General features: G+C 67.5%; 20 protein-coding genes and 1 pseudogene. 9 read left to right on the top strand and 12 right to left on the bottom strand.

Annotated elements, in window-relative coordinates; all coding sequences use genetic code 11:
* Positions 1 to 8 precede the first annotated feature (8 nt).
* Positions 9 to 1944: pseudogene (locus KXD97_RS22870) on the top strand (ABC transporter ATP-binding protein/permease).
* Here KXD97_RS22870 and KXD97_RS22865 read toward each other — a convergent pair.
* From KXD97_RS22865 to KXD97_RS22835, 7 genes are all read right to left on the bottom strand, one after another.
* Positions 1941 to 3425 (bottom strand): FAD-binding protein, encoded by a 1485-nt coding sequence (locus KXD97_RS22865; protein WP_260752648.1) that lies wholly within the window; start codon positions 3423 to 3425, stop codon positions 1941 to 1943. The pseudogene KXD97_RS22870 and the gene KXD97_RS22865 overlap by 4 nt on opposite strands.
* The gene (locus tag KXD97_RS22860) at positions 3422 to 3898 is read right to left on the bottom strand and encodes a VOC family protein (protein ID WP_260752646.1); all 477 of its coding nucleotides are present in this window, start codon (positions 3896 to 3898) and stop codon (positions 3422 to 3424) included. The genes KXD97_RS22865 and KXD97_RS22860 overlap by 4 nt, the downstream gene beginning before the upstream one ends.
* 81 nt (positions 3899 to 3979) lie before the next feature.
* Positions 3980 to 4681 (bottom strand): S1 family peptidase, encoded by a 702-nt coding sequence (locus tag KXD97_RS22855; RefSeq protein ID WP_260752643.1) that lies wholly within the window; start codon positions 4679 to 4681, stop codon positions 3980 to 3982.
* Positions 4682 to 4753: 72 nt separating this feature from the next.
* Positions 4754 to 6160 (bottom strand): FAD-binding oxidoreductase, encoded by a 1407-nt coding sequence (locus KXD97_RS22850; RefSeq protein WP_260752641.1) that lies wholly within the window; start codon positions 6158 to 6160, stop codon positions 4754 to 4756.
* Between the two features lie 10 nt (positions 6161 to 6170).
* On the bottom strand, positions 6171 to 7058 hold the full coding sequence (locus KXD97_RS22845) for a sterol desaturase family protein (RefSeq protein ID WP_260758120.1): 888 nt from the start codon (positions 7056 to 7058) through the stop codon (positions 6171 to 6173).
* A 60-nt stretch (positions 7059 to 7118) separates the two neighbouring features.
* Positions 7119 to 8690, bottom strand: coding sequence for a carboxylesterase/lipase family protein (locus KXD97_RS22840; RefSeq protein WP_260752640.1), 1572 nt, complete (start codon positions 8688 to 8690; stop codon positions 7119 to 7121).
* Positions 8691 to 8756: 66 nt separating this feature from the next.
* A complete protein-coding gene (locus KXD97_RS22835) occupies positions 8757 to 9911 on the bottom strand; it encodes an MFS transporter (protein ID WP_260752638.1) in 1155 nt (384 codons plus the stop codon).
* Between the two features lie 78 nt (positions 9912 to 9989).
* Between KXD97_RS22835 and malQ the strand changes: the two genes are divergently transcribed.
* Entirely contained in the window at positions 9990 to 12152 is a 2163-nt protein-coding gene (gene malQ / locus KXD97_RS22830) for a 4-alpha-glucanotransferase (protein ID WP_260752636.1), read from the top strand.
* A gap of 16 nt (positions 12153 to 12168) precedes the next feature.
* On the opposite strand, the gene KXD97_RS22825 is transcribed toward malQ, so the two are convergent.
* On the bottom strand, positions 12169 to 13800 hold the full coding sequence (locus KXD97_RS22825) for an HNH endonuclease signature motif containing protein (RefSeq protein ID WP_260752634.1): 1632 nt from the start codon (positions 13798 to 13800) through the stop codon (positions 12169 to 12171).
* Between the two features lie 256 nt (positions 13801 to 14056).
* Between KXD97_RS22825 and KXD97_RS22820 the strand changes: the two genes are divergently transcribed.
* From KXD97_RS22820 to KXD97_RS22810, 3 genes are all read left to right on the top strand, one after another.
* Entirely contained in the window at positions 14057 to 14539 is a 483-nt protein-coding gene (locus KXD97_RS22820) for a hypothetical protein (RefSeq protein WP_260752633.1), read from the top strand.
* A gap of 88 nt (positions 14540 to 14627) precedes the next feature.
* Complete coding sequence (locus KXD97_RS22815) at positions 14628 to 15530, top strand: metal-dependent hydrolase (protein ID WP_260752632.1); 903 nt, start codon at positions 14628 to 14630, stop codon at positions 15528 to 15530.
* Positions 15530 to 16627 (top strand): PDR/VanB family oxidoreductase, encoded by a 1098-nt coding sequence (locus tag KXD97_RS22810; protein ID WP_260752631.1) that lies wholly within the window; start codon positions 15530 to 15532, stop codon positions 16625 to 16627. Before KXD97_RS22815 ends, KXD97_RS22810 begins: the two co-directional genes overlap by 1 nt.
* 3 nt (positions 16628 to 16630) lie before the next feature.
* On the opposite strand, the gene KXD97_RS22805 is transcribed toward KXD97_RS22810, so the two are convergent.
* The 3 genes from KXD97_RS22805 to KXD97_RS22795 all read right to left on the bottom strand — a co-directional run bounded on the left by KXD97_RS22805 (position 16631) and on the right by KXD97_RS22795 (position 18545).
* On the bottom strand, positions 16631 to 17095 hold the full coding sequence (locus KXD97_RS22805) for an NUDIX domain-containing protein (protein ID WP_260752628.1): 465 nt from the start codon (positions 17093 to 17095) through the stop codon (positions 16631 to 16633).
* A gap of 4 nt (positions 17096 to 17099) precedes the next feature.
* Complete coding sequence (locus tag KXD97_RS22800; protein ID WP_260752627.1) at positions 17100 to 17672, bottom strand: hypothetical protein; 573 nt, start codon at positions 17670 to 17672, stop codon at positions 17100 to 17102.
* A gap of 66 nt (positions 17673 to 17738) precedes the next feature.
* On the bottom strand, positions 17739 to 18545 hold the full coding sequence (locus KXD97_RS22795; protein ID WP_260752626.1) for a ketosteroid isomerase family protein: 807 nt from the start codon (positions 18543 to 18545) through the stop codon (positions 17739 to 17741).
* 66 nt (positions 18546 to 18611) lie between these two features.
* On the opposite strand from KXD97_RS22795, the gene KXD97_RS22790 reads away from it, so the two are divergent.
* Positions 18612 to 19055 carry a hypothetical protein gene (locus KXD97_RS22790; RefSeq protein WP_260752625.1) on the top strand — a complete coding sequence of 148 codons (444 nt, stop codon included), beginning with the start codon at positions 18612 to 18614 and terminating at the stop codon, positions 19053 to 19055.
* Here the strand turns inward: KXD97_RS22790 and KXD97_RS22785 are convergent.
* Positions 19035 to 20237 carry a cytochrome P450 gene (locus KXD97_RS22785; protein WP_260752624.1) on the bottom strand — a complete coding sequence of 401 codons (1203 nt, stop codon included), beginning with the start codon at positions 20235 to 20237 and terminating at the stop codon, positions 19035 to 19037. The genes KXD97_RS22790 and KXD97_RS22785 overlap by 21 nt on opposite strands.
* Before the next feature lie 226 nt (positions 20238 to 20463).
* On the opposite strand from KXD97_RS22785, the gene KXD97_RS22780 reads away from it, so the two are divergent.
* Genes KXD97_RS22780 through KXD97_RS22770 form a run of 3 tightly spaced genes read left to right on the top strand, consistent with a single transcriptional unit; the run spans position 20464 to position 24142 of the window.
* Positions 20464 to 20892, top strand: coding sequence for an MmpS family protein (locus KXD97_RS22780; RefSeq protein WP_260752623.1), 429 nt, complete (start codon positions 20464 to 20466; stop codon positions 20890 to 20892).
* Positions 20889 to 23795: an RND family transporter gene (locus tag KXD97_RS22775; RefSeq protein WP_260752622.1), complete on the top strand. Its 2907-nt coding sequence runs from the start codon at positions 20889 to 20891 to the stop codon at positions 23793 to 23795. The genes KXD97_RS22780 and KXD97_RS22775 overlap by 4 nt, the downstream gene beginning before the upstream one ends.
* Entirely contained in the window at positions 23792 to 24142 is a 351-nt protein-coding gene (locus tag KXD97_RS22770) for a DUF732 domain-containing protein (RefSeq protein ID WP_260752620.1), read from the top strand. The genes KXD97_RS22775 and KXD97_RS22770 overlap by 4 nt, the downstream gene beginning before the upstream one ends.
* The last annotated feature ends 14 nt before the right edge of the window (positions 24143 to 24156 follow it).

The following is a 24156-nucleotide window of genomic DNA, read 5'->3' as shown; positions in this document are numbered from 1 at the left end:
TTGCCCGCATGGAAACGTTCACCCCGACCTTGGATTGGGGCAATGAGCTGTGGACATCGCTGTGGTGGATCGCCCAGGGCTGGGCGTACGCGGCGGTGGCCACAATGGTCGTCCTGTTCCTGATCGTGCGGTTCACCACGTGGGGCAGCCAGTTCTGGCGTGTCACCCGCGGCTACTTCACCGGACCCGAGAGTGTCGTCGTCTGGCTGTGGCTGGCCGGGATCCTGCTGCTGGTGATCCTCAGTGTGCGGCTCTCGGTCCTGTTCAGCTTCCAGGGCAACGACATGATGACCAGCTTCCAGGTCATCGCCGCCGGCCTGGGCTCCGACAACGAGGCGGTCAGGGAATCCGGCGCCGACGGATTCTGGCTCTCGATGACGGTGTTCGCCGTGCTCGCCGTGCTCAACGTCGCCCTCATCATGCTGGACCTGATCGCCACCCAGCGGTTCATGCTGCGGTGGCGGACCTGGCTGACCGACCAGCTGACCGGCGACTGGCTCGACGGCAAGGCCTACTACCGCGCACGGTTCATCGACGACACCATCGACAACCCGGATCAGCGCATCCAGATGGACATCGACATCTTCACCACCGGCGTCGGATCGCTGCCCAACACCCCAAACAACACCTCACAGTCCACGCTGTTGTTCGGTGCGGTCGCCTCGATCGCGGCGATGATCTCGTTCACCACGATCCTGTGGAACCTCTCGGGTCCGGTGACCTTGCCGCTGGTCGGCGTCGAGTTGCCGCGTGCGATGTTTGTGATCGGCATCGTCTACATCTTGTTCGCCACCGTGGTGGCGTTCTGGATCGGCCGGCCGATCATCACGCTGGCGTTCCTCAACGAGAAGTTCAACGCCGCGTTCCGGTATGCCTTGGTGCGGCTGCGGGACGCCGCCGAGGCGGTGGCGGGACGCCGCCGAGGCGGTGGCTTTCTACCGTGGCGAGCTCGCCGAACGCACCGGGCTGCGACGCCGCTTCGCGCCGATCGTCGACAACTACAAGCGCTACGTCAACCGGATGGCCAAGTTCCTCGGCTGGAACCTCGGCATCACCCAGGCCCAGGAGCTCATCCCCTACATCGTGCAGTTCCCCCGCTTCTACAGCGGAGAGATCACCTTGGGGCAGCTGTCGCAGACCGCGAGCGCGTTCCGGGAGATCCTGTCCGGGCTGTCGTTCTTCCGCAACGCCTACGACAACTTCGCCGGCTACCGCGCGGCCATCATCCGCCTGCACGGCCTCGTCGTCGCCAACGAGGAGGGCCGTGAACTGCCGACGCTGGGCTGCGAGGACTGCGACGGCGGCCGCGTCGAGATGAAGGGCGTCTCGGTGCGCACACCGGACGGGCGGGAGCTGGTCGAACCGCTCGACGTCACCCTGCACCCGGGCGACAGCCTGGTGATCACCGGACCGTCGGGCAGCGGCAAGACTACGCTGCTGCGCAGCCTGGCCCAGCTCTGGCCGTTCTGCTCTGGGACGCTGCGGCGACCCGGCGGCGAGGGCGCCACGATGTTCCTCTCGCAGCTGCCCTACGTGCCGCTCGGTGATCTCCGCACCGTCGTCGCCTATCCGAACAGCACCGACGACATCACCGACGCGCAGCTGCGTGACGTGCTGACCACCGTCGCGCTGCCGCATCTGGTCGATCGGCTGGACGAAGTGCAGGACTGGGCGAAGGTGCTCTCTCCCGGCGAGCAGCAGCGTGTGGCGTTCGCGCGCATCCTGCTGACCCGGCCCGAGGCGGTGTTCCTGGACGAGTCGACCTCAGCGCTGGACGAGGGTCTGGAGTTGATGCTCTACCAGCTGGTGCGGGACCGGCTGCCGGACACCATCCTCGTCAGCGTCAGCCACCGCAGCACGGTCGAACAGCACCACACCAGGGAGCTCAAGCTCGTCGGCGACGGTCGGTGGGAACTCAGCGAACTGGAGACGACCCCGGGTTAACGCCTCGCCGCGTGTTCTCCCGCCCGCCTCCCGAAGAACGACCCTTCGCCCAGCTGCGTCCCGCTCGCATACCCTTTGCCGTCCTGGGCGATGTTGCACGCGCACGCCCCCGCGGCGTACAGGCCGGCGACCGCGCCGCCGTCCTCGCGCAGCACCTCGCCGTCGATCGACACCTTCAGCCCGCCCATCGTGAACCCGGAGTACATCGCCCGGCCCAGGGACAGATCGAACACCGCCCACGGCCCGTGGTCCTGCGGGGCCACGTATTCGGGCTGCTTGTGGAAATCCGGGTCGACCCCCTCGGCGGCGTTGGCGTTGTAGCGCTCCAGCGTCGCCGCCAGATTGCCCTCCGGAATGCCCAGCGCGGACTCGATCTCGGCGATCGTCTCGTAGCCGTCGATGAACTTGATCAGCGGCATCTCCGGCATCTGCATATGGTCCTCGTCGACCACCAGATACGCGGTCTGCTCCGGTTGCTCGAGCACGAAAGCCGACGTGCGCGAATGGTAGGAGTCCTCGGCCACGAAGCGCTTACCGTCCTTGTTCACGATGACGCCGGTGAGCAGGATCTCCGGCGGGTAGGCCGCCGCGGTGATGAACAGCTGATCGAGGTTGGCGGCCACCCCGCCGGCCGAGAGCCCGAGCTTGATCCCGAGGCCGTCGTCGTTGGGGTTGCCCAGGATGTACGGCGCCACCGTGCCGTGGTGCTTGGTCTTGCGTTCCTGACCCAACGCCGGCGTGTACTCGGCCACCATCTCGGCGTTCATCGCAAAACCGCCGGCGGCGATGACCACCGATTTCGCCTTCACCTCACCCGATTCGGAGAAGTGCTTCCACCGCACCCCCACGACCGCGCCGGTGTCGTCGGTGATGAGCGCCGTCGCGCCGGTCTCGTAGCGGATCTGCACGCCCAGTTCGGCGGCGCGCTTGAGCAGCAGGTCGATCACCATCGCCGCACCGCCCAACTCCCCCGGCACCGGCACCGAATGCCCGCGCGGTGCAGGCTTGGCCTGCTCGCAGAACGGCCACACCTTCTCGTTGCCGGTGTAGGACAGCCCCTCGGTGCCCGGTGGCACCACGACCTTGCCGGGGTAATAGCTGCGCTCGAACTCAAAGCCAAGCGCCTCAAGCCAATTGAAGTGCTCCACGCTGGCCTCGCAGTACGCGCGGATCTTGTCGTGTTCCGGGTCGCGCGATTGCGACACCAGGTACTTGTACATCTCCTCGGCCGAATCCTCGTGGCCGGTGGCCTGCTGCACGGCGGTGCCGCCTCCCAGGTAGAAGTGGCCGCCGGCCATCGATGTGGTCCCGCCGGCGGCGGCCGCCTTCTCCAAAACCAGAACCCGCGCCCCGGCCGCCGCGGCGCTGACGGCCGCGCACCCGCCGGCGATGCCGAAGCCGAGCACGACGACGTCGGCCTCGTCGGACCAGGACGTGACGTCGCCGGCGTGGACCGTGTCCGGGATGTTCTGGATGCTCACTTCTGCTCCTGTTTCACGTGCTCGAAGAACGCGCGGATTTCTGCTGGTATGTCGGCGAATTCGATGAACGGCACACCGGCGTCCGCGGCACTGGCGTACGCGAACCGCATGCCGCCGGCCATCGTGCCGGCCATGACGATGTCTGCCTGCGCGGTCGCGGCGTCGAACCCCGCCGAATCGAACTCGCGGCACACGTGGTGCAGTCCGGCTCCGCACCGGTCCAGAAAGTCCCGGTAGATGCTCGGTCCGCGCACCGGGGCGATCACCTCGAGCTGGGTGTCACCGGCGTAGCTGAGCGAGATGTCGGCGACGTGATCGGCCGGTTGTCCGCGGTAGGTGCAGGTGTGCGGGCCGAAGTGCACGCCCGGCATGCGTACCCACCTGCGCGCGCCCAACAACGAGGTCAGCGCCGTCTCGGTGGCGGCGAGGTCGTCGGTCACCCAGGCGATCTGGACAGGTGTCTGGTCGAGCATCGCTTGAGAGGATATCGCCAGCCGCGCCCACAGGCTAGAACATGTTCTAATTTCGGCACTGCGGCGCGCAGGCCGGAACCGTCAGGGCTGCGGCGCGACGACCGCCGATGCTGCGGAGATGGTGTCGCTGTCGGCCTGCTGGCGGGCGACCTGCCACGACACCGCCGCGGGCAGCGTTCCCCAGGTGCTGTTGAACAGGCCGATCAGGACGGTGCGCCCATCCGGGGTCGGCGTGTACACCGGCCCGCCGGAGTCGCCCTTGCGGCTCACCACGCCGTTGGTCATGGTGAACCAGCCGTTGTTCACCGACTCGATGGTGCCGCAGCTCTCGCCGGTGACGACGCCGAAGTGGCACACCGGCATGCCACGCACGGGCAGCACCGCGGGATCGGTCACCAGCACCTTGCCGCCGGGGAGCACGTTGTTGACCGCGACGTGCGGGGCCAGGTGGATGACCTCCCAGTCGGTGATCTGATGGTTGGTGTCGACTGTCATGCCGTTGGGAGTGTTGTCGCGGAAGGTGCCCTGGGTGCCGATCATGGTGCCGAACTTGTCGGAGACGGTGCCGGAGGCGCGGCAGTGGCCCGCGGTGTAGCCGATTCGGGTCTGCGGGTCGACGTAGCCGAGCGTGCACAGCACGGTGTCCTGATGGATCTCCATTCCCGGAAACACCACCACGGGCGGTTGGGCGTGGGCGGGCGCCGCCTGCAACGCCAACGCGATGGCGGGTGCGAAGACCGCGAACAGCAACTGCAGCACTCGAGATGACGACCGAACAGACACAGCCCCTCCGCCCTACCCGTGATGTGATGTAACCACCTCATCGCGGTCAGATAAAGGTCCGTTACAAACGGTTCAGGAGTCGAATCCCAGGCCGGCGGCGTCGAGTGCGCGCAGCAGCAGGTTGCGCCGGCCGCCGGTGTGATCGGCCCGGTCCAGCGACCAGCGGGTGGCCTGAATGCCCACGCTGGCCAACGGCTCCGGCGGGAACGGCAGCGGCTTGCGACGCACCATTTCGAGCTCGGTGCGACGGGTTGGCGTCCCGTCCAGCAGGTCCAGGCAGACGTCGGCGGCGAACCGGGTGGCGCCGACGCCCAGCCCGGTGAAACCGTTGACATAGGCGACGCGACCCTCGCGGGCCAGTCCCCAGTGCGCACAGAACCTGGTGTTGGTGTCGATCGCGCCCGCCCAGCGGTGGGTGAACCGGACGTCGTCGAGCTGCGGGAACGTGATGAAGAAATGCGCGGCCAACCTGCGATAGGTCTGCCCGCGGTCCTCGTAGGCCGGCTTCACTTTCCGGCCGAAGTGGTAGACAGCGTCGTACCCGCCCCAGACGATCCGATTGTCCCGGGTCAGACGGTAGTAGTGGAACTGGTTGGCGCTGTCGCCGATCCCCTGCCGTCCGCGCCAGCCGATACGGTCCAGTTGCGCGTCGGTGAGCGGTTCGGTGGCCAGCACGTAGTCGTACACCGGCACCGTGTAGTGCTTGTTGCGGCGCAGCAGGCTCGGGAACACGTTGGTGGCCAGCACCGCCTGGCGGCAGGTGATCGTCGGCCCGTCGGTGTGGATGCGCAGCGCGGCACCCCCGGAGTCGATCCGGGTGGCGGCGGTGTGCTCGAAGACCTCCACCCCGGCGTCCTGGCAGGCGCGGGCCAGTTCCAAGGCCAGCTTCGCCGGGTGGACGATCGCGCAGCTGTCCGGACTGAGCAGCCCGGCCCGATAAGTCGGTGAGTTCACCTCGGCGCGCACCTGGGACGCGTCCAGGAACCGGCCCTGGCCGTCGGCGGCCGCGTCGGCCAGCCACTCCACCTGATGCGGCTCGGTCGCCACCGTGAGCATGCCGGTGCGCTCCCACTCGACATCGAGTCCCAGCCGGGTGATGTCGTCCTGCATGCCGTCGAGGTTCTCCCGCCCCATCTCCTCGAGCGTGTCGATCTCGTTGGGCCAGCGCGACTTCCCGTTCTCGTAGCCGTGGGTCAGGCTGGCGTCGACGAAGCCGCCGTTGCGCCCGGATGCGGCCCAGCCGATGCGGTCGGCCTCGACCAGGACGATTCGGCGGTCCGGGTGGCGCCGCGCCGCGCGCAGCGCGCTCCACAGCCCGGTGTAGCCGCCGCCGATGACCACCAGGTCGCAGGTGACCGGACCGGACGGGGACGGGAACTCAGGGCGCGGGATGTTAAGCCACACCGAACCCGGGGTGCTTCCGGCCAGCGACCGGTCCACCAGCACCGGATCCACCTCGGCGTCGAAGACTGTCTGCACAGCGCGCACATTACGGCGTGGCATGCGCCTCCGTCCCGGTTCGGCACTCCACGTTCGGCTGCCATCCGGGCGGGCCGAAGATGTAGCCGAGCTTGGCCCGCCATCCGCGTGCCGAACGCACGTCGCGTCCGATCGCCGCGTACTCGTGGGTCTGGAGTTTCCAGATGTTGAATGTTTCCACCGGTTTGGTGAGCCCGTAGCGAGGCCGGAACACCTCGGGCTGGAAGGTGCCGAAGAGGCGATCCCAGATGATCAGGATGCCTCCGTAGTTCTTGTCCAGATACAGCTGGTCCATCCCATGGTGCACCCGATGGTGAGACGGGGTGTTGAAGATGAATTCGACAGGGCGCCAGAGCTTTCCGATCCGCTCGGTGTGGATCCAAAACTGGTAGATCAGGTTGAACGAGAACGCCACGAACACCATCCACGGCGGAACGCCCAACAACGGCAACGGGATCCACATCAGGATCTCGCCGCTGTTGTTCCACTTCTGCCGCAGTGCGGTCGCGAAATTGAAGTACTCGCTGGAGTGGTGGGCCTGATGCGTCGCCCACACCACCCGGACCCGGTGCGCGATGCGGTGATAGAAGTAGAACAGCAGATCGACGCCCACGATCGCGATCACCCACGTGTACCACTGCGTCGCGGGCAGATGCCACGGCGCCAGGTAGGCGTAGATCGCGGCATAACCCAACAGCGCGAGGAACTTCCAGGCGCTCATGGTGGCGACCGAGACCAGCCCCATCGACAGGCTCGCCCACGAGTCGCGGGTGTGGTACGCGCCGACGCCGGGGGTCCCCTCCTCTGTGACCGCGTGCTCGAGCTTGCGTGCCGCCGTCCACTCGATGATGAGCAGCAGCAGGAAGAACGGGATCGCGAACAATACGGGTTCGCGCATCTGCGGTGGCAGGAAGTCCAGGAACTCCACGGCGTGCACCTCCGGGGTGAGTCTACGGCTCTACAGGAAGCTCAGGACGTCGTCGCCCCAAGCCTGCCGGACACCGGCGTCGAGGTCGTCGACCACGATGTCCTGCTTGTCGATCACCAACGTCGCACGGTCCTCGGCGTCGTAGGGACGCCACGCCGGCGCGTCCCCCGGTGCGGTGGGTTCGCCGGTCGCGGCGAAATTGACCCAGCGTGCCCGCATCCGTTCGGAAACCGCCGCGCCGGCCTTGCGGCCGCCGAGCGCGAACGTCGGATCCCTGCGGCCGGCAAGCAGATTGCCCCACACGAACGGCAGTTCGGTGGCGTGCGCGGCGTGCAGACGCAGCAGCCGCAGCAGCGGGGTGTGGAAATCGAAGCGGTACAGGTACACCGGGGCGACCGCGCGGTGCCCGTCCGCGAACCAGATCGACGGCATCCGGAAGCCGAGGTCGCTGGTCAGGCTGAGACCGTGCGTCTTGCCGCGCCCGCGGTAGGTGCCCTTCAGGACGTCCTCGCCGGGCAGCTTCAGGTGCGGCTGTTCGGCAGCGATCTCGGCGAACATCGCCTTGATGGATTCCGGCGCGATCGGCATCAGCGGCGACTTCATGTACCGGAACAGCGCGGCCTCGTTCTTGTTGGTGCCGATGATCAGCGGCACCGGGTGGGTCAGGCCCTTCCTGGCGGCGTTGACCGGGTAATCCGGGAGAAGGTCGCCGTCGACGGTCGGGGCGAAGGCCAGCGTGCCCGGGGTGCGCGCGGGGACCTCGTCGAACACCGCCCGTGACGCCTCGACCAGGGCGTGGATCGGTGCGTCAGCCAGTCGGTGCAGGTCCTCCCGGCTGGCGCCGAGCACTTCCATGAACCGTTGGGCGACCCGCTCCGCGCGCCCCAGATCGTAGGTGGAGGTCACCGGTGAACTCTGCGAGATCGCCGCGCTGAACAGTCCGGCCGCGGCCGGACTCGCCAGCAGGGAAGTGATGATGCCGCCGCCCGCGGACTCGCCGAACACCGTCACCCGTGCCGGGTCTCCGCCGAACGCGGCGATGTTGTCGCGCACCCATTCCAGTGCGGCCAGTACGTCGCGCAACCCGAGGTTGGTCGCGAAGCGCTCCCGGTCGGCGCCGAGGGTGGACAGTTCCAGGAAGCCCAGCGCGCCGAGTCGGTAGTTCACCGTCACGACGATCGCGTCACCGCCGGTGGCCAGGGCACGGCCGTGGTACAGCGGCTGGCTGGCCGAACCCAGGATGTAAGCGCCACCATGGACCCACACCAACACCGGTTTGGCGTCGCCGGCGCGGGTGCCCGACGGCGCCCAGACGTTGAGCGTCAGGAAGTCCTCGCCTTGCGGAGCGCCGAGATCGATCGGGATCTTCGGGTCGGTCGGCTGTGGGCACACCGGGCCCACCCGTCCCGCGTCCGCAGGTTCCGACCACCGCATCGGCGGCTGGGGCGCCCGCCACCGGAGCTCTCCGACCGGGGCCGCCGCGTAGCGAATGGCGCGCCACGACATCGCGCGGCCGTCGTCGACTCCCCGGACCGGCCCGTTGGTGGTGTCCACGACAGGTCGGGCGGCTGCAGCGTTGCGGGTGGATGCCTCCGCGGTCATGCCGAGCTCCTTCGATCGGTTACCGGTACGCCACTGTACCAGCGCCTGGCCGCGGTGCCGGGCCGATCAGGCGCGGCGCCGCGCGCCGAGGGCACCGGCGAGCAGGACGATGGCCACCCCCGCGACGGGGACGGTCAGCAGGCCGACGCGCAGGCTCGTCGCGTCGGCGACGATGCCGACGATCAACGGGGCACCCAGGAAACCCACCCGCATGAGCCATGTCAGGACCGTCAGCCCGGTGCCCGGGCGCAGGCCCGGCAGTTCGTCGGCGGCGCGCATGGCCGCCGGTATCACCGTCGCCACGCCGAGTCCCGCCGCGGCGAACCCGACGACGGTGACGGGCACCGTCGGAAAGGCCAGCGCGGTGCCCATACCGAGCGCTGCGACAAGTCCTCCGCTGCGGGCCACCGCGCGGTCCCCGAACCGGTCGACCAGCCGGTCACCGAGCATCCGTCCGATGAACATGAAACCGACCAGCGCCACATAGCCCATCACCGCGACCGCGCCCGGGGCGCCCAGACTGTCGCGCAGATACAGCGTGGCCCATGAGCTGCCGGCGTCCTCGACCGTCGCTCCTGCCACCGCCATGCCGACCAGTGCCAGCAGCGTCAGCAGCACCGCTGCGCCCACCCCGCTGCGGTCGGTGTCGTGCGTCGACGGATGGTTGTCGTGATCAGGGCCGTGCAGCAGATGCGGGTAAGCGGCCAGCACGACGCCGCAGAACACCACGGCCGCGACGCCGAGATGGACCGGGCGCGGGACCTCGAGCGCGATGGCGGCCGCTCCCATCAGGCCCCCGATGATCGCGCCGACCGCCCACACCGCGTGCAGCGAATTGATGATGGACCGCCCGTAATCACGTTGCAGCCGAAGGCCGTTAACATTCTGGGCGACGTCGGTCACCGAGTCGCACGCACCGGCGGCGAACAGTGCCGCGGCGAACACCCACGGCGTGGAGGCCAGCCCGGCGACCACGATGAACAACCCCAGCGCGACCGTGGTGGCGACCGCCACGCGGGCCGACTGGAACCGTCGGATCAGCGCTGCGGCGGCCGGACCGGCCATCAGCGCACCGGCCGAGAACGAGGCGACGGCTGCGCCGTACACGGCGTTGGACATCGCCAGGTCGGTCTTGATCTCCGGATACCGGGGCAGCAGATTGGCGAAGAGCGCGCCGTTGGTGAGGAAGAGGGCGGCAACCGCGACCCGAGCTGACGCCACGCAGCGACCATACCTCCGTCGCCTTGGGCCGCCGTCTTCGACGTTTGCGATCGCCGTTCACAGGGCAAGATTGGCGCCATGGCGGATGACTGGGGAGTGCCCGCGGAGCTGGTCGACCTCGCGCACCGATACGGAGTGGCCAGTGAGTACACGGACTGGACGGGCAGATCCGTTCCGGTGCCGGCGTCGACGCTGATCGCGGTGCTCGACGCGCTCGGTGTCGCGGCGGCCACCGACCGGGACCGCGCCGAAGCGCTCGCCCGGCACGACCGGGACCACTGGGACCGTCCGCTGCCTCCCTCGATCGTGGGCCGCACCGGGGTCGCGACCCCGTTCTGGGTGCACGTCACCCACGGCGACCCGGCGCGGCTATGGCTGCGGCTCGAAGACGGCAGTGTGCGCACAGGCCTGCGCCAACTCGAAAACAACAGGCCGCCTTTTGATCTGAACGGCAGACTGGTCGGCGAGGCCACCTTCGAGTTGCCCGCCGACCTGCCGATGGGTTACCACACCCTGCACCTCGCGGTCGCCGACTCCGATGTCAGCACCACCGTCATCGTGGCGCCCGCAAGGCTGAACTGCGCGGACCGGCTCGGCTCCGGCCGCACCTGGGGTCTGGCCACCCAGCTCTACAGTGTGCGGTCCCGGAACTCATGGGGTGTAGGCGATCTGACGGATTTGACAGACCTGGCGGTGTGGTCGGCAGCGCGGCACCGCGCGGGCTTCGTGCTGGTGAACCCGCTGCACGCAGCGGCGCCGGTGGCACCGATGGAGCCGTCGCCATATCTGCCGACGTCGCGCCGGTTCGTCAACCCGATGTATCTGCGGGTACAGGCGGTGCCCGAGTTCGCCTATGTCCGGCACCGTAGCCGCATTCGCAAGGCACAGACACAGGTGCAGACCCGGGCGGCCAGATCCGAGCAGATCGACCGGGACAGTGCGTGGACGTCCAAGCGGGCAGCGCTGGAGACGGTGTACCTCGTCGAGCTGTCGGCAGGGCGCGAGATCGCTTACGAGGCGTTTCTGGAACGCGAGGGGCGCAGCCTCGACGATTTCGCGACCTGGTGTGCGCTGGCCGACCAATACGGGGCCGATTGGCGGCAGTGGCCCGAGGAGTTGCAGCATCCGCGAAGCGCGGCGGTCGCTGCGTTCGTCGACGAACATCCCAACGAGGTCGACTTCCATCGTTGGCTGCAGTGGATTGTCGACGAGCAGTTGTCGGCAGCCCAGGACCGCGCCCTCCAGGCCGGTATGAAGCTCGGCATCATGCACGACCTGGCGGTCGGGGTGGATCCCAACGGTGCCGACGCGTGGGCGCTGCAGGACGTGCTGGCGCTCGGGGTGACCGCGGGTGCGCCTCCGGACGAGTTCAATCAGCTCGGTCAGGACTGGTCGCAGCCGCCGTGGCGCCCGGACCGGCTAGCCGAGCAGGCGTACGAACCGTTCCGCGCCCTGGTGAGCGCGGTGCTGCGACATGCGGGCGGCGTGCGTATCGACCACATCATCGGCCTGTTCCGGCTGTGGTGGATTCCGAAGGGCGCGTTGCCGACTGAGGGCACCTATGTGCGGTACGACCACGAGGCGATGATCGGGATCGTCGCGTTGGAGGCGCAACGGGTGGGAGCCGTGGTCGTCGGCGAGGACCTCGGCACGGTGGAACCGTGGGTGCGGGATTATCTGAGCGACCGCGGGCTTTTCGGCACGTCGATTCTGTGGTTCGAGAGCGATCGGGACGGCGACGGTGGTCCTCTGCCCGCCGAGCGGTGGCGGGAGTACTGCCTGTCGGCGGTGACAACCCACGACCTTCCGCCGACGGCGGGCTATCTCGCCGGTGAGCACGTACGCCTGCGTGACGAGCTGGGGTTGCTGACCCGGCCGGCCGAGGAGGAGTTGGCCGGCGACCGCGAACATCAGCGGGGGTGGATGGCCGAGCTGCGCCGAGTGGGCCTGCTCGACAACGGATCCGGTGACGTCGACGAGGCCGATGAAGTCGAGGAGGTCGTGCTGGCGCTGCACCGCTACCTGGGTCGCACACCCTCGCGGCTGCTGTCGCTGTCGTTGGCCGATGCGGTCGGAGAGGTCCGCACGCAGAATCAGCCTGGAACCACCGACGAGTACGCCAACTGGCGGGTCCCGCTGGCCGGCCCGGACGGCAGGCAGATGCTGCTGGAGGACATCTTCGAAGACCCCCGCGCCGCGGCGCTCTGCGAGGCGATGCGCGCCGCCGCGGAAGCCCGCTGAACGGTGGACCTCGCGCCTAGAAAGGTGGCGGGTCGTCGCCGTGGTGAGAGCCGGGCTCAGGTGGTGGTGGTGGGTCTGGCCGTCGATGTCGTTCGGCGGCCGCGCCGACTTGTGCGGCGACTTGTGCCGCGGTGTGCGCCTCTTCCTCCAGGGCGCGTTGGGCGGCGTTGTGTTCGCGTTCGGCCGTGATCCGCGCGGCGTCCTCGGCGGCGCGGGGGCGTCGTCGTTTGGGCATCCTGGCACTACGGCCGGGATCTGGGGGCGGCCAGGTCCTCGGCGGTAGTTTCGCGGTGGTGGTGTTCCAGCCGGGGAACAACACCCGGCTGCCGGGCACCGTGGTGTAGCGCAGCCCGGCCGGGGTCGTCCAGATCACCGTGCCATCAGGAAGTTGTTCGTCGCGCCAACCGTCCCAAAACGTCTTGGCCAGGTGGTGGGTGCGGCATTTGCAGTTCAGGTTCGACGGATGGGTGGGCCCGTAGGGCCAGGGCAGCACGTGGTCGAGGTCGCAGTGTTCGGCCGGCACCGTGCAGCCCGGGAAGCGGCAGAACAGGTCCCGGGCGCGCACGAACGCCGCCAGCTTCGCCGAGGGACGGTAGTGCGGCTCGGGTTCCGGGCCGGGCAACCACAGCTGTTTGATCGCCGCCCCATCCCGGATCGCCTCGGCCAACGCCACGATCGGCAGCACCTTCACCCCCGGCAACAACGCCAACCCCGAATCCTTCACGCACGCCGCAGGATTCGGCTCACGCTCGGATTGGGACTCCTCCGCAGGCTCAGGCTCGGACTGGGGTTGGTTCTGTTGTTGCTGGTCTTGGGCGGCTATAAGGTCGTGGGCGGCCTCCAAGGCGGCGGGATCGGCGAGCACGGAGATCACCACATTCGAGCTGCCCGGAGCCACCGGCGCAGCGCCGGGGCAGTCCGCTTTGCCGCACCGGCACGGCAGATGGTCCTGGCCTCGGATGATCGCCCCCACCGCACACGAGCGCCGCTCCCCCATGTCGCGCGGATCATCCGCACACACGTTCTTGAGCAATTCAGCGATCCGGGCCGCCAGCAGCACGGCATCACAGCCCAGGATCTGACCCCAGATCAACACCCACTCATCGGGATCCTCGTGGGCCCCGATATGAAAATCGCGGCCCGCGATGACCTCCTTGGACCGGATCCGCGCGTCCGGGTCATACCGGTCGATCACCGCATCAATGGCCCGCACCAACGCCTCTTCCGACAACGACCCCCACTGCGGGGCGTGGGTCGCCAACTGCTCGTCGAGCAGCGCCCACACCTGCGCATCCTCGACCAGGCGGGTGCGCCAACAAATCTTGGACACCACCTGGGCGCTGACCCGGCCCTGCAGATACCGTTCGGCCAGCCCAGGCAACCGATCGCGCAACGCCATCGCGATCCGCATCTGCCCCGAGGCCCGCCTGTGCCCGAGATTGAGCACCGCGCCTAGCTCAGAGGCGGTCTGGGCCCAGCAGTCATACACCCAGTCGTCGTGCTCGTCATCCCTGTCCACCGTGGAATACACCAACTCGGCGATCGCCGCGGCTTTCCGCGCCCCGGCCTGGGCCTCCTCACGGGCGCACTCTTCGATCGCAGCAAGCAGCGCGGGCTCCTCCACCCCCGCAAACAGCCGATCAAACATACGTTCGATTATCCCGTCCCGCGCAGGCACAGCGCGCAACGGAAAGCCCCACCTGTGGATAAAACCCAGACTGGGGATAACCGGCGTCAATGCCGAACCGCGTGAGTGAGGAAACGGCGTCGATGGTGACCGGGTGCGATCGGAGACGAGCCGGCGTTGACAGCGAACTGATGTAACACCCGCGGCTTCTGCAGCGGTTTCACATTCGTCACTGCTGCGATATGTTCGCACCGCATACCGATCCGAGGGAGTTGTAGTGAACAAGCTCGTTGTGCTCAGCGGCGGATTCGTCGCCGCCGGAACAGCCGCGCTGATCGGTGCCGGTGTCGCTATCTCGCAGCCGGCTCAGACGAGCCCGTACAACGTCGTCGGCGAGCAGTACGGTCGTGCGCTGGCCATCCTGAAGAGCCAGGGCGTCAAGGCCTACTTCGGTGGAGCCACCGGTAGTGCCCTTCCTCAGAGCGCCTGCCTGGTCGGCCAGCAGAAAGTGACCAGCCAGGGCCGGATGCTGCTGATGCTGGACTGCACTCAGGCCGCGGCCGACCAGATCAAGGCCATGGGCCCCACCGGCGGACCGACGGTCGGCGCCAACGGCGTCACCACTGTCACGCCGACACCGATGGTGCCGATCGCCGGCGCTCCCGGCGCAGGGATGGCGCCGCCCGCGCCCGGCGTGGTGTCGAACATGCCGGCCGGACAAGGCGCGCCGATCATCGCGAACACCTCGCCGCAGCCCTGATCCCCGTTCCGCCGACCTAACCGGTACCTGCGTTCCCACTAATTCGTCGTAAACTCTCCACGAGTTCATCGACTAACAGGAGCCGCAGATGTTGCGACCGCGCCGTTTCGACACCGAGATCGACCCTGGGCCCGTGCAGATCCAGGCCCGCAAGGTGCACTTCGACGTGGCCGACATCCCGCTGCACTGGATTCCCGGCCACCCCGTCGCCTCGCATCTGGTCAGCGTGCTCAACATCGTCCTGCCCGCCGGCGAGCGTTGGTTCGTCCAGACGTTCAACGAGGCGTTGCCGCTCGTCAAGGATCCGAAGCTGGCCGACGACATTCGCGGTTTCATCGGCCAGGAGGCGATCCACGCCGATGTGCACGACCAAGTTCTGCACCAGTTCATTGTCGGGCACGGCGTTGATCCCACGCCGATCCTGCAGCAGATCGAGCACGTGTTCACCGGTGTGCTGGCCCCGCTGCCCGATTCCGTGGACGAGGCCCGACGGATGAACCATCTGTGCGACCGGCTGTGGTTGATCGCGGCCATAGAGCACTACACCGCGGTGATGGGCGACTTCGCGCTCAACTGCGCCTGGGACGACCACGGCGCCGACCCCACCCTGGTCGACCTGTTCCGCTGGCACGGCAGCGAGGAAGTCGAACACCGAAGCGTCGCCCACGATGTCGCGGTCTACTTCCACGACAGCTATCGCGCCCGGATCCGCGCCATGACCGTCGCGGCGACCATGCTGTTCGTCTTCTTCCAGCGCACCGCCTGGTATCTGGTGAAGACCGACCCGACCGTCGACGCCAACTGGTGGACGTTCAACCGGATGCGGATGCGCGACTCGAAGCTCGGACTGCTTCCGCTGTACCGGACTCTGTTCGGATCCAGCACGCTCGGCTATTTCCGGCCCGGCTACTCCCCGGAGCAACTGGGCTCGACCGCTCAGGCCGTCGCATACCTGGCGGCTTCTCCAGCCGCACGCGCCGCGCACACGTGATGCGGCTGTTCGACGCGTTCCGCCGGGTCCCGCCGAGCGCATCAGGGCGTGTCCGGCACGACGTCATGCTCGGCCTGGCCGACGCGACGATCTCCGGGCTTTTCGCAGCGACGGCGGCGGTGCGGCGCATCGCGCCACCGGCCCCGGGACCGGACACTTTTCCGCTGACGGTCACCCGCCGCCGCGTGGTCGCACACGATCAGGACGTCGTCGAGCTGACACTGGCCGGAGCAGAGTTGCCGCCTTGGTCCCCCGGCGCTCACCTCGACGTGCACCTGCCCAGCGGTCTGGTGCGGCAGTACTCGCTGTGCGGCGACCCCTGCGCCAGGCAGGAGTACCGCATCGCGGTCCGGCGCATCCCCGACGGTGGCGGCGGCTCGCTCGAAGTGCACCACACGCTGAAGCCCGGCTCGATTGTCCGTACGCACGGGCCGCGCAACGCGTTCCCGCTCACGGTGCCGGGCTACGGCTCGCCGGCGCGCCGATTCCGTTTCGTCGCAGGCGGAATCGGGATCACCCCGATCCTGCCGATGCTGCGCCTGGCCGACGGCCTGGGTGTGGACTGGTCGATGGTCTACACCGGACGCACGCTCGACAGCCTCCCGTTCGTCGACGAGGTCGCCGCCTACGGCGACGCGGTCGAGATCCGTACCGACGACCGGCTCGGGCTCCCCGGTGCGCAGGAGCTGCTCGCGGATTGCCCGGGCGGCACCGCGGTCTACGCGTGCGGTCCGGCGCCGATGCTCACCGCTATCCGCACCGCGCTGGTCGGACGCGACGACGTCGAACTGCACTTCGAACGGTTCGCCGCGCCGCCGGTCACCGACGGGCGCCCGTTCCCGGTGACGGTCGCGTCCACCGGTCGGACGGTTGACGTCGGTGCCGACGAGACCTTGCTCGCCGCGTTGCGCCGGGCGGGGGTGCACGCGACGTACTCATGTCAGCAAGGGTTCTGCGGCACGTGCCGGACCAAGGTGCTCGCCGGCGACGTCGACCATCGCGACACGTTGCTGACCGATCCGGAGCGGGCCGCCGGGATGATGCTGACCTGTGTGTCGCGGGCAGCCGACGGCTCGGGTCTCACGCTGGAGCTGTGAGCGTCAGCGTGCGACGGCCTCCTCGAGCCGGTCGAGCAGCGGGCGCTGCCCCTTCAACAGCTTGGTGCGGGCCGTCGCCAGATCGAACCAGGCCACCCGGTCGATCTCCGGAAGCTCCTTGAATGCGCCTGAGCCTCTGGGCCATTCGAGGGTGAAGGTGTTACTGAACGTACCGTCGAGGTCGAGGTCGGCGCGTACCGCGAACGCGGTGACCACCTTTCCGCCCGGCTGGCGCACCGGCTCGAATTCGATCCGGGGACCGGCCGGCACGGGCTTGCCGAGCTCCTCGGTGAACTCGCGCTGAGCGACGGTCCACGGGTCTTCCCCGTCGGTGTACTCGCCCTTGGGGATCGACCAGGCACCGTCGTCTTTACGGGTCCAGAACGGCCCGCCCGGGTGGCCGAGGAGCACTTCGAGCGTCCCGTCGACGTCGCGATAGAGAAGCAGGCCGGCGCTGAGCTTGGGCACGGTCTCAGATGCCGGTCCAGGCCGCGTCGAGACGTTCGGCAACGTCGATGATCTTGGCCTTCTGGGATTCCGGGCTGTCGATCTCCCCCGCGACGTGCATCGCGATGAAGCGCTTGATCTCGGCGTCCACGCCGCCGACGATGCGCACCACCTCGGCGCGCAGGGTTTTCGACGTGACGTGGATCGAGATGTCGGAGGGCCGCGGCTTCTCCACATCGAGGATCAGCAGCAGCGGGTCGGCGGCCTTGGCGGTGGCGCGCAGCGAGATCTCACCGAACACGATGAATTTGGGTTTGTCGATCCGCAGGTCGACCACCATGTCGATCTCCAAGGGGATCCGGATCCCGAAGGTGATCAACTCGCCGAGCTCCCGACGGACCCTGGGCTGCTGGATCCGCACTTTCGCGGTGACCTTGGCCAGCTTGCCCGGGCCTTGGGCGATGGGGCCCATCTCGAAGGCGTCGCCGGCGATCTCACCGATCGCGCCGCCCACGCGCTCCTCGGTGACGGCGATCTCGAAGAACCGGCGGCCGAACTGCTCGTAGGTCAGGAAGTCGGCGGTATCAGGGTCGGACATGATGCTGCCTACGTTCTCATGCGCGGAGCGTCCGGCGCGACAACGTGGCCGAACTGTTGTAGGGCATCAATCCAGACCGCCGAACAACCGAATCCTGCGCAGCACGGCGCCGATCCACCCGGCACGCGCCGTCTCGCCGATGAGCACGGTGGGCCTGCCGTCACGCTCGATGCGCGCCGCGACGGAGTTGCCGGCGACGACGAGTTTGGTCCAGTTGCTGCCGGAGAGGTGTCTGACCAGTTCCGACGGGCTCACCGGCTCGTCGTCACCGCGGGTGACGGGACTGTCGGCGATGAGCCGCCGCATCCCGACTTCATTGCCGCTGCGGGCGTCGTCGAGGAACGTGGTGAACAGCGCCCGCGCGCCCGATCCCAGCCCACGGAAGCCACCGAGAAACCCGAGGGTTCCGGCCAGGTGCTGATTGGCGACCATGGTCCGGGCCAGCGATCCGCCGGCCGGCAACGCCACCAGTCCGCCCCGGGCGAACTGCCCGATCATCGCGGGCAATTCCCAGTAGGCCGACAACGCGGCGATCTTGAGCTCGTCGCCGGCGTCACGCAGGTCGTAGCGGATGTAGGTGGGGACATGCAGGGTCACGGTCGGTGCCATCTGGATCTCGAGCTCGAGGTCGCGCAGCACCGCGGTGCCGACGACGATGTCGGTGTCCGGGCGAAAGCTGATGTCGCGGGGGCCGATGAACGTGTCGTAGAACCGGCCGATCGCGACGTGCCCGCGGTGCGGCCTCGAGCCGACCGGATCTTCGACCCGGGCGTCGGCGGTGAACAGGCCGATCCACCCGGCCCGGTCGTGCGCGCCCGCCGCGGCCAGGGACCGCTGGGCCGCCGACAGCACGTCAGCTCGTGTGAAAGGCATATGGTTGCCTACCACCTATCCATGCGGCAGTCGACTGAACGTGCCGTCAGGGGCACACTGGTCTGCATGAGCAGCAACAACGGGCCGTTCGGATTCGACCCCGAGGATTTCGACCGTGTCGTCCGCGAAGCGGGCGAAGGTCTGCGGGAAGCACTCGACGGCATCGGGAGATTCCTCGGGACACCCGGTGAGCGGGCGGGGTGGTCGACGTTGTTCGACACCCGGCCGCGGACGCGTCCCGAGACGACCGGCGAGACCGGAGACGGTGTCTGGGCCATCTACACCCTCGACGACTCCGGTGGCGCCCACATCGAGCAGGTGTACCCGACCGAACTGGACGCGCTTCGGGCGAACAAGGACAACACCGATGCGAAGCGACGGGTGCGGTTCCTGCCGTACGGGATCGCCGTCAGCGTGCTGGATGGCGCCGCCGGAGGCGGCGAGACGGGTCCAGCCGAGCACGACTCAGGTACCGGCACCGAAAGCGGTTCAGCCGACCAGAATCCGTAGGTGCTCCCAGCCGCGGACGGTCGAGGTCGGGGCCAGCCGGGCGGAGTCGTAGTCGACATCCCACTCGGGCCAGCGGTTGAGCAGCTCGTCGAGCGCGATCCTGCCTTCCAGGCGGGCCAGGTTGGCGCCCAGGCAGTAGTGCAGCCCCTTGCCGAACGTCAGGTGGCTGATGTTCTCCCGGTCGATGTCGAAGGTGTCCGGATTCTCGTATCGGCGTTCGTCGCGGTTGGCGGCACCGAACAGCAGCAGGATGGCGCTGCCTGCGGGCACGGTGACGTCGCCGTATCCGAAGTCGCGGATGACGTAGCGCGCCACGTGCGGACCCGTGGGCTCGAACCTCAGCGTCTCGTCGATCGTGCGGCCGAGCAGTGAGCGGTCCTCGTGGATGCGGCGGCGTTGATCGGGGTGTTCGGCGAGCACCTTGGCCAGCCAGCCGATCAGCCTTCCGGTCGTCTCGTTGCCCGCACCGGCCACCACCTGGGTGTAGTGCAGGACCTCTTTGCGGGTGAGCTTGCGTTCCACTCCCGTCTCGTCGGTGAACTCGACGTTGAGCAGCGCGGTCATCAGGTCGTCGGACGGGTTGGCCGCGCGCCACTGGACGTAGTCGGCGTAGATCCGGCCGTCGGCGATCTTGTCGGGGTCGGCGACCTTCATCGGCGCGCCGGGCTTGGTGCGCAGGTTCGCGTCGTTGGCGTCGCGTACCGACACCTGCTCGGACTCTGGGATGCCCAGCAGCATCCCGATCACCCGCATCGGCATCATGGCCGCCAGCTCGGCGATGATGTCGAAGCCGTCGGCGCCGACCAACGGGTCGAGGCAGTTCACGCAGTACTGGCGGATCTGGTCCTCGATCTCGGCCATCCGGCGTGGGGTGAACACCCGCGACATCAGCCCGCGCAGCAGGGTGTGCGTGGGCGGGTCCTCGAACATCATCACGCCCTTGGGCATGTCGAAGTCGGATTTGACCAGTTCCAGGATGTCGCTGCGGCTGTTGGAGAACGTCGACCAGTCCAGCAGCGCTTTCTCGACGTCGGCGTGGCGCGACAGCGCCCAGAAGTCGTAGCGCTCGTTGTAATAGAGCGGCGCCTCGTCGCGCAGCCGCGCGTAGGTCGGGTTTGGGTCGGCCACGATGCTCAGGTCGTAGGGGTCGTAGTAGAGGTCGTAGTAAAGATCGTCTGCCACCCGACATGCTCCTCACCGACCAACTGTGCGACCGCTCAGCATCTTAGGCGACGATCCGCCGCGAGTGACCTGACTCGCAGGATTCGGCGACGAGTTAGCAGCGCCACATTTTCTTGAGCTAATCTGGCGCCGGGTGAGAACTTATACGGGCTAAGTTACGATCTGCTCAATCGCAGGATACGAATCTCAGGGGTCTAATGCGCGCCACTAGTCGGGGCCGGCAGTCGTGATCGCCATTGCCAAGAAGGTGTGGCTCCCGTTGCTCATCATCGTCGTGGTGGTGATCGCAGGCCTCACCGTCGCGCGCATCCGGACGTTCTTCGGGTCCGAGGGCATCATCGAGACGCCGCGCAACTTCGCCGATCTCCCCGAACCGTTCGACCCCAAAGTCGTCCGTTATGAGATCACCGGCTCGGGTTCCTACGCCGACGTGAACTACCTCGACCTCGACGCCAAGCCGCAGCGCGTCGACGGCGCGCCGCTGCCGTGGTCGCTCACGCTGGAGACCACCGAACCATCCGCAGCTCCCAACATCGTCGCCCAGGGTGACGGCTCGACGATCACGTGCCGGATCTATGTCGACGACGAGTTGAAGGACGAGAGGACGACGGACGGCTTGAACGCCCAGACCTTCTGCTTTGTGAAATCCGCATGAGCACACCAGTTTCCGACGCCCGCACCGACGAGTTCCCCGCTGCGCGTCGACCTCACCGCCCGTTCATCCCCCGGATGATCCGGCTGTTCGCCCTTCCGATCATCCTCGGTTGGATCGCGCTGATCGTCGTGGTCAACGTCACCGTGCCGCAGCTCGAGAAGGTCGGCGAGATGCAGGCCGTGTCGATGAGCCCGCAAGACGCGCCGTCGATGATCTCGATGAAGAAGGTCGGTGAGCTGTTCGAGGAAGGCGACTCGGACAGCTCGGTGATGATCGTGTTCGAGGGCGACGAACCCCTCGGCGACGCCGCGCACGCGTGGTACGACGAGCTCGTCGACCGGCTGGAAGCCGACACCACGCACGTGCAGTCGGTCCAGGACTTCTGGAGCGACCCGCTCACCGCGTCGGGTTCGCAGAGCAACGACGGCAAGTCGGCCTACGTCCAGGTCAAGCTCGCGGGTAACCAGGGCGAGGCGCTGGCCAACGAGTCGGTGAAGGCGGTCCAGCAGATCGTCAACAGCCTGGAGCCGCCGCCGGGTGTGCGGGCGTTCGTGACCGGTCCGGCCGCGCTGGCCGCCGACCAGCACATCGCCGGTGACCGCAGCATGCGGATCATCGAGGCGGCGACGTTCACCGTCATCATCGTCATGCTGCTGCTGGTCTACCGGTCCATCGTGACCGTGCTGATCACGCTGGTGATGGTGGTGCTGTCGCTGGCCACGGCCCGCGGCGTGGTGGCGTTCCTGGGCTACCACGAGATCATCGGGCTCTCGACGTTCGCCACCAACCTGCTGGTGACGTTGGCCATCGCCGCGGCGACGGACTACGCGATCTTCCTGATAGGCCGATATCAGGAGGCCCGAACACTCGGCGAGGACAAAGAGACCGCGTACTACACGATGTTCCACGGCACCGCGCACGTGGTGCTGGGGTCGGGTCTGACCATCGCCGGCGCCACGTTCTGCCTGAGCTTCACCCGGCTGCCCTACTTCCAGACCATGGGTATCCCGCTGGCCATCGGCATGTTCGTGGTCGTCATGGCGGGCGTCGTCCTGATGGTCGCGATCATCAGCGTCGCCACCCGGTTCGGCAAACTGCTCGAGCCCAAACGCGCGATGCGCATCCGTGGCTGGCGCAAGATCGGCGCCTCGATCGTCCGCTGGCCGGGCCCGATCCTGGTGGCGGCGATGGCGATCACGCTGGTCGGCCTGCTGGCGCTGCCCGGCTACAAGACCAACTACAACGACCGCGACTACCTGCCGGCGGATCTGCCGGCCAACCAGGGCTATGCCGTCGCCGACGCGCATTTCGACCAGGCCCGGATGAACCCCGAGCTGCTCATGATCGAGAGCGATCACGATCTGCGGAACTCGGCGGACTTCCTCGTCATCGACAAGATCGCCAAGGCGATCTTCCGCGTCGAGGGCATCGCCAGGGTGCAGGCGATCACCCGGCCCGACGGCAAGCCCATCAAGCACACCTCGATCCCGTTCCAGATGAGCATGCAGGGCACGACTCAGCGGCTCAACGAGAAGTACATGCAAGACCGCATGGCCGACATGCTGGTGCAGGCCGACGAGATGGCGAACACGATCGCCACCATGGAGAAGATGTCGAACCTGACCACGCAGATGGCCGACATCACCCACAGCATGGTCAGCAAGATGGAGAACATGCTCACCGACATCGAGGACCTCCGCGACAGCATCGCGAACTTCGATGACTTCTTCCGGCCGATCCGCAACTACTTCTACTGGGAACCGCACTGCTACAACATCCCGGTCTGCTGGGCACTGCGGTCGGTGTTCGACACCCTCGACGGCATCAACGTGATGACCGACGACTTCCGCGAGATCCTGCCGGACATGAAGCGGCTGGACACGCTGATGCCGCAGATGGTCGCGCTCATGCCGGAGATGATCGAGACCATGAAGACCATGCGGACGATGATGCTGACGATGTATCAGTCCCAGAAGGGTCAGCAGGACCAGATGGCCGCGATGTCCGAGGACGCCGACGCCATGGGTGAGGCGTTCGACGACTCGATGAACGACGACTCCTTCTATCTGCCGCCGGAGATCTTCGAGAACAAGGACTTCCAGCGTGGGCTGGAGCAGTTCCTGTCCCCCGACGGGCATGCGGTGCGCTTCATCATCTCCCATGAGGGTGACCCGCTCAGCCCCGAAGGCGTGGCCAAGATCGACAAGATCAAGACCGCGGCGAAGGAGGCCGTCAAGGGCACCCCACTGGAGGGCTCCAAGATCTATCTCGGTGGAACCGCGGCCACGTTCAAGGACATGCAGGACGGCAACAACTACGACCTGTTGATCGCCGGCATCTCTGCGCTCGGCCTGATCTTCATCATCATGTTGATCCTGACCCGGGCCATCGTGGCGGCTGCGGTGATCGTCGGCACCGTGGTGCTGTCGCTGGCCGCGTCGTTCGGGCTGTCGGTGCTGTTCTGGCAGCACATCCTCGGCCAGCCGCTGCACTGGATGGTGTTGGCCATGGCGGTGATCATCCTGTTGGCCGTGGGCGCGGACTACAACCTGCTGTTGGTGTCCCGCCTCAAAGAAGAGATACACGCCGGCATCGGCACCGGCATCATCCGCGCGATGGGCGGCAGCGGCTCGGTGGTGACGGCGGCGGGGTTGGTCTTCGCGCTGACGATGATGTCGATGGCGGTCAGCGAATTGACCGTGATCGGTCAGGTCGGTACGACGATCGGTCTGGGCCTGTTGTTCGACACACTGGTGATCCGTGCGTTCATGACGCCGTCGATCGCCGCGTTGCTCGGGCCCTGGTTCTGGTGGCCCCAACGGGTCCGCACCCGTCCCGTCCCCGCACCGTGGCCGAGACCCGGTGGGCTGCAATCGGATCCGTCTGAAGGAGTGAAGGTATGAAACGCGCACTGATCGGTGTCGCCGCGGTGGCCGCGGGATTGACGTTCGCGGCGCCGGCGTCGTTGGTCTTCGCCATACCCGCGGCAGCCGACCCCGACACCGCGTTCACCAACGAGCTGAACACGTACGGGATCTACGGCCAGAAGGACTACAACGCCTGGATCGGCAAGATCACCTGCAAGCGGATCGCCACCGGTGTCGACGCCACCGCGTTCGAGGCGGCCGAATTCGTGCGCAATCAGCTGGAGAAGGACACCACGACCGAACAGGCGTGGAAGTTCCTCGCCGCCGGACTGCGGACCTACTGCCCTGACCGGCTGCCGGTGCTGGACCAGGCGCGCCAGTAGGGCTCAACAGTTCC

Source organism: Mycobacterium sp. SMC-8 (genome assembly GCF_025263565.1).
GTDB lineage: Bacteria > Actinomycetota > Actinomycetes > Mycobacteriales > Mycobacteriaceae > Mycobacterium.
This window is presented reverse-complemented; position numbering and strand designations above follow the sequence as displayed.

Coding starts and splice junctions, on each gene's coding strand:
- KXD97_RS22860 (WP_260752646.1), bottom strand. CDS start 3,898: ATGCTCGACCAGACACCTGTCCAGATCGCCTGGGTGACCGACGACCTC.
- KXD97_RS22845 (WP_260758120.1), bottom strand. CDS start 7,058: ATGCGCGAACCCGTATTGTTCGCGATCCCGTTCTTCCTGCTGCTGCTC.
- KXD97_RS22840 (WP_260752640.1), bottom strand. CDS start 8,690: ATGACCGCGGAGGCATCCACCCGCAACGCTGCAGCCGCCCGACCTGTC.
- malQ (WP_260752636.1), top strand. CDS start 9,990: ATGGCGGATGACTGGGGAGTGCCCGCGGAGCTGGTCGACCTCGCGCAC.
- KXD97_RS22825 (WP_260752634.1), bottom strand. CDS start 13,800: ATGTTTGATCGGCTGTTTGCGGGGGTGGAGGAGCCCGCGCTGCTTGCT.
- KXD97_RS22815 (WP_260752632.1), top strand. CDS start 14,628: ATGTTGCGACCGCGCCGTTTCGACACCGAGATCGACCCTGGGCCCGTG.
- KXD97_RS22810 (WP_260752631.1), top strand. CDS start 15,530: ATGCGGCTGTTCGACGCGTTCCGCCGGGTCCCGCCGAGCGCATCAGGG.
- KXD97_RS22800 (WP_260752627.1), bottom strand. CDS start 17,672: ATGTCCGACCCTGATACCGCCGACTTCCTGACCTACGAGCAGTTCGGC.
- KXD97_RS22795 (WP_260752626.1), bottom strand. CDS start 18,545: ATGCCTTTCACACGAGCTGACGTGCTGTCGGCGGCCCAGCGGTCCCTG.
- KXD97_RS22790 (WP_260752625.1), top strand. CDS start 18,612: ATGAGCAGCAACAACGGGCCGTTCGGATTCGACCCCGAGGATTTCGAC.
- KXD97_RS22775 (WP_260752622.1), top strand. CDS start 20,889: ATGAGCACACCAGTTTCCGACGCCCGCACCGACGAGTTCCCCGCTGCG.
- KXD97_RS22770 (WP_260752620.1), top strand. CDS start 23,792: ATGAAACGCGCACTGATCGGTGTCGCCGCGGTGGCCGCGGGATTGACG.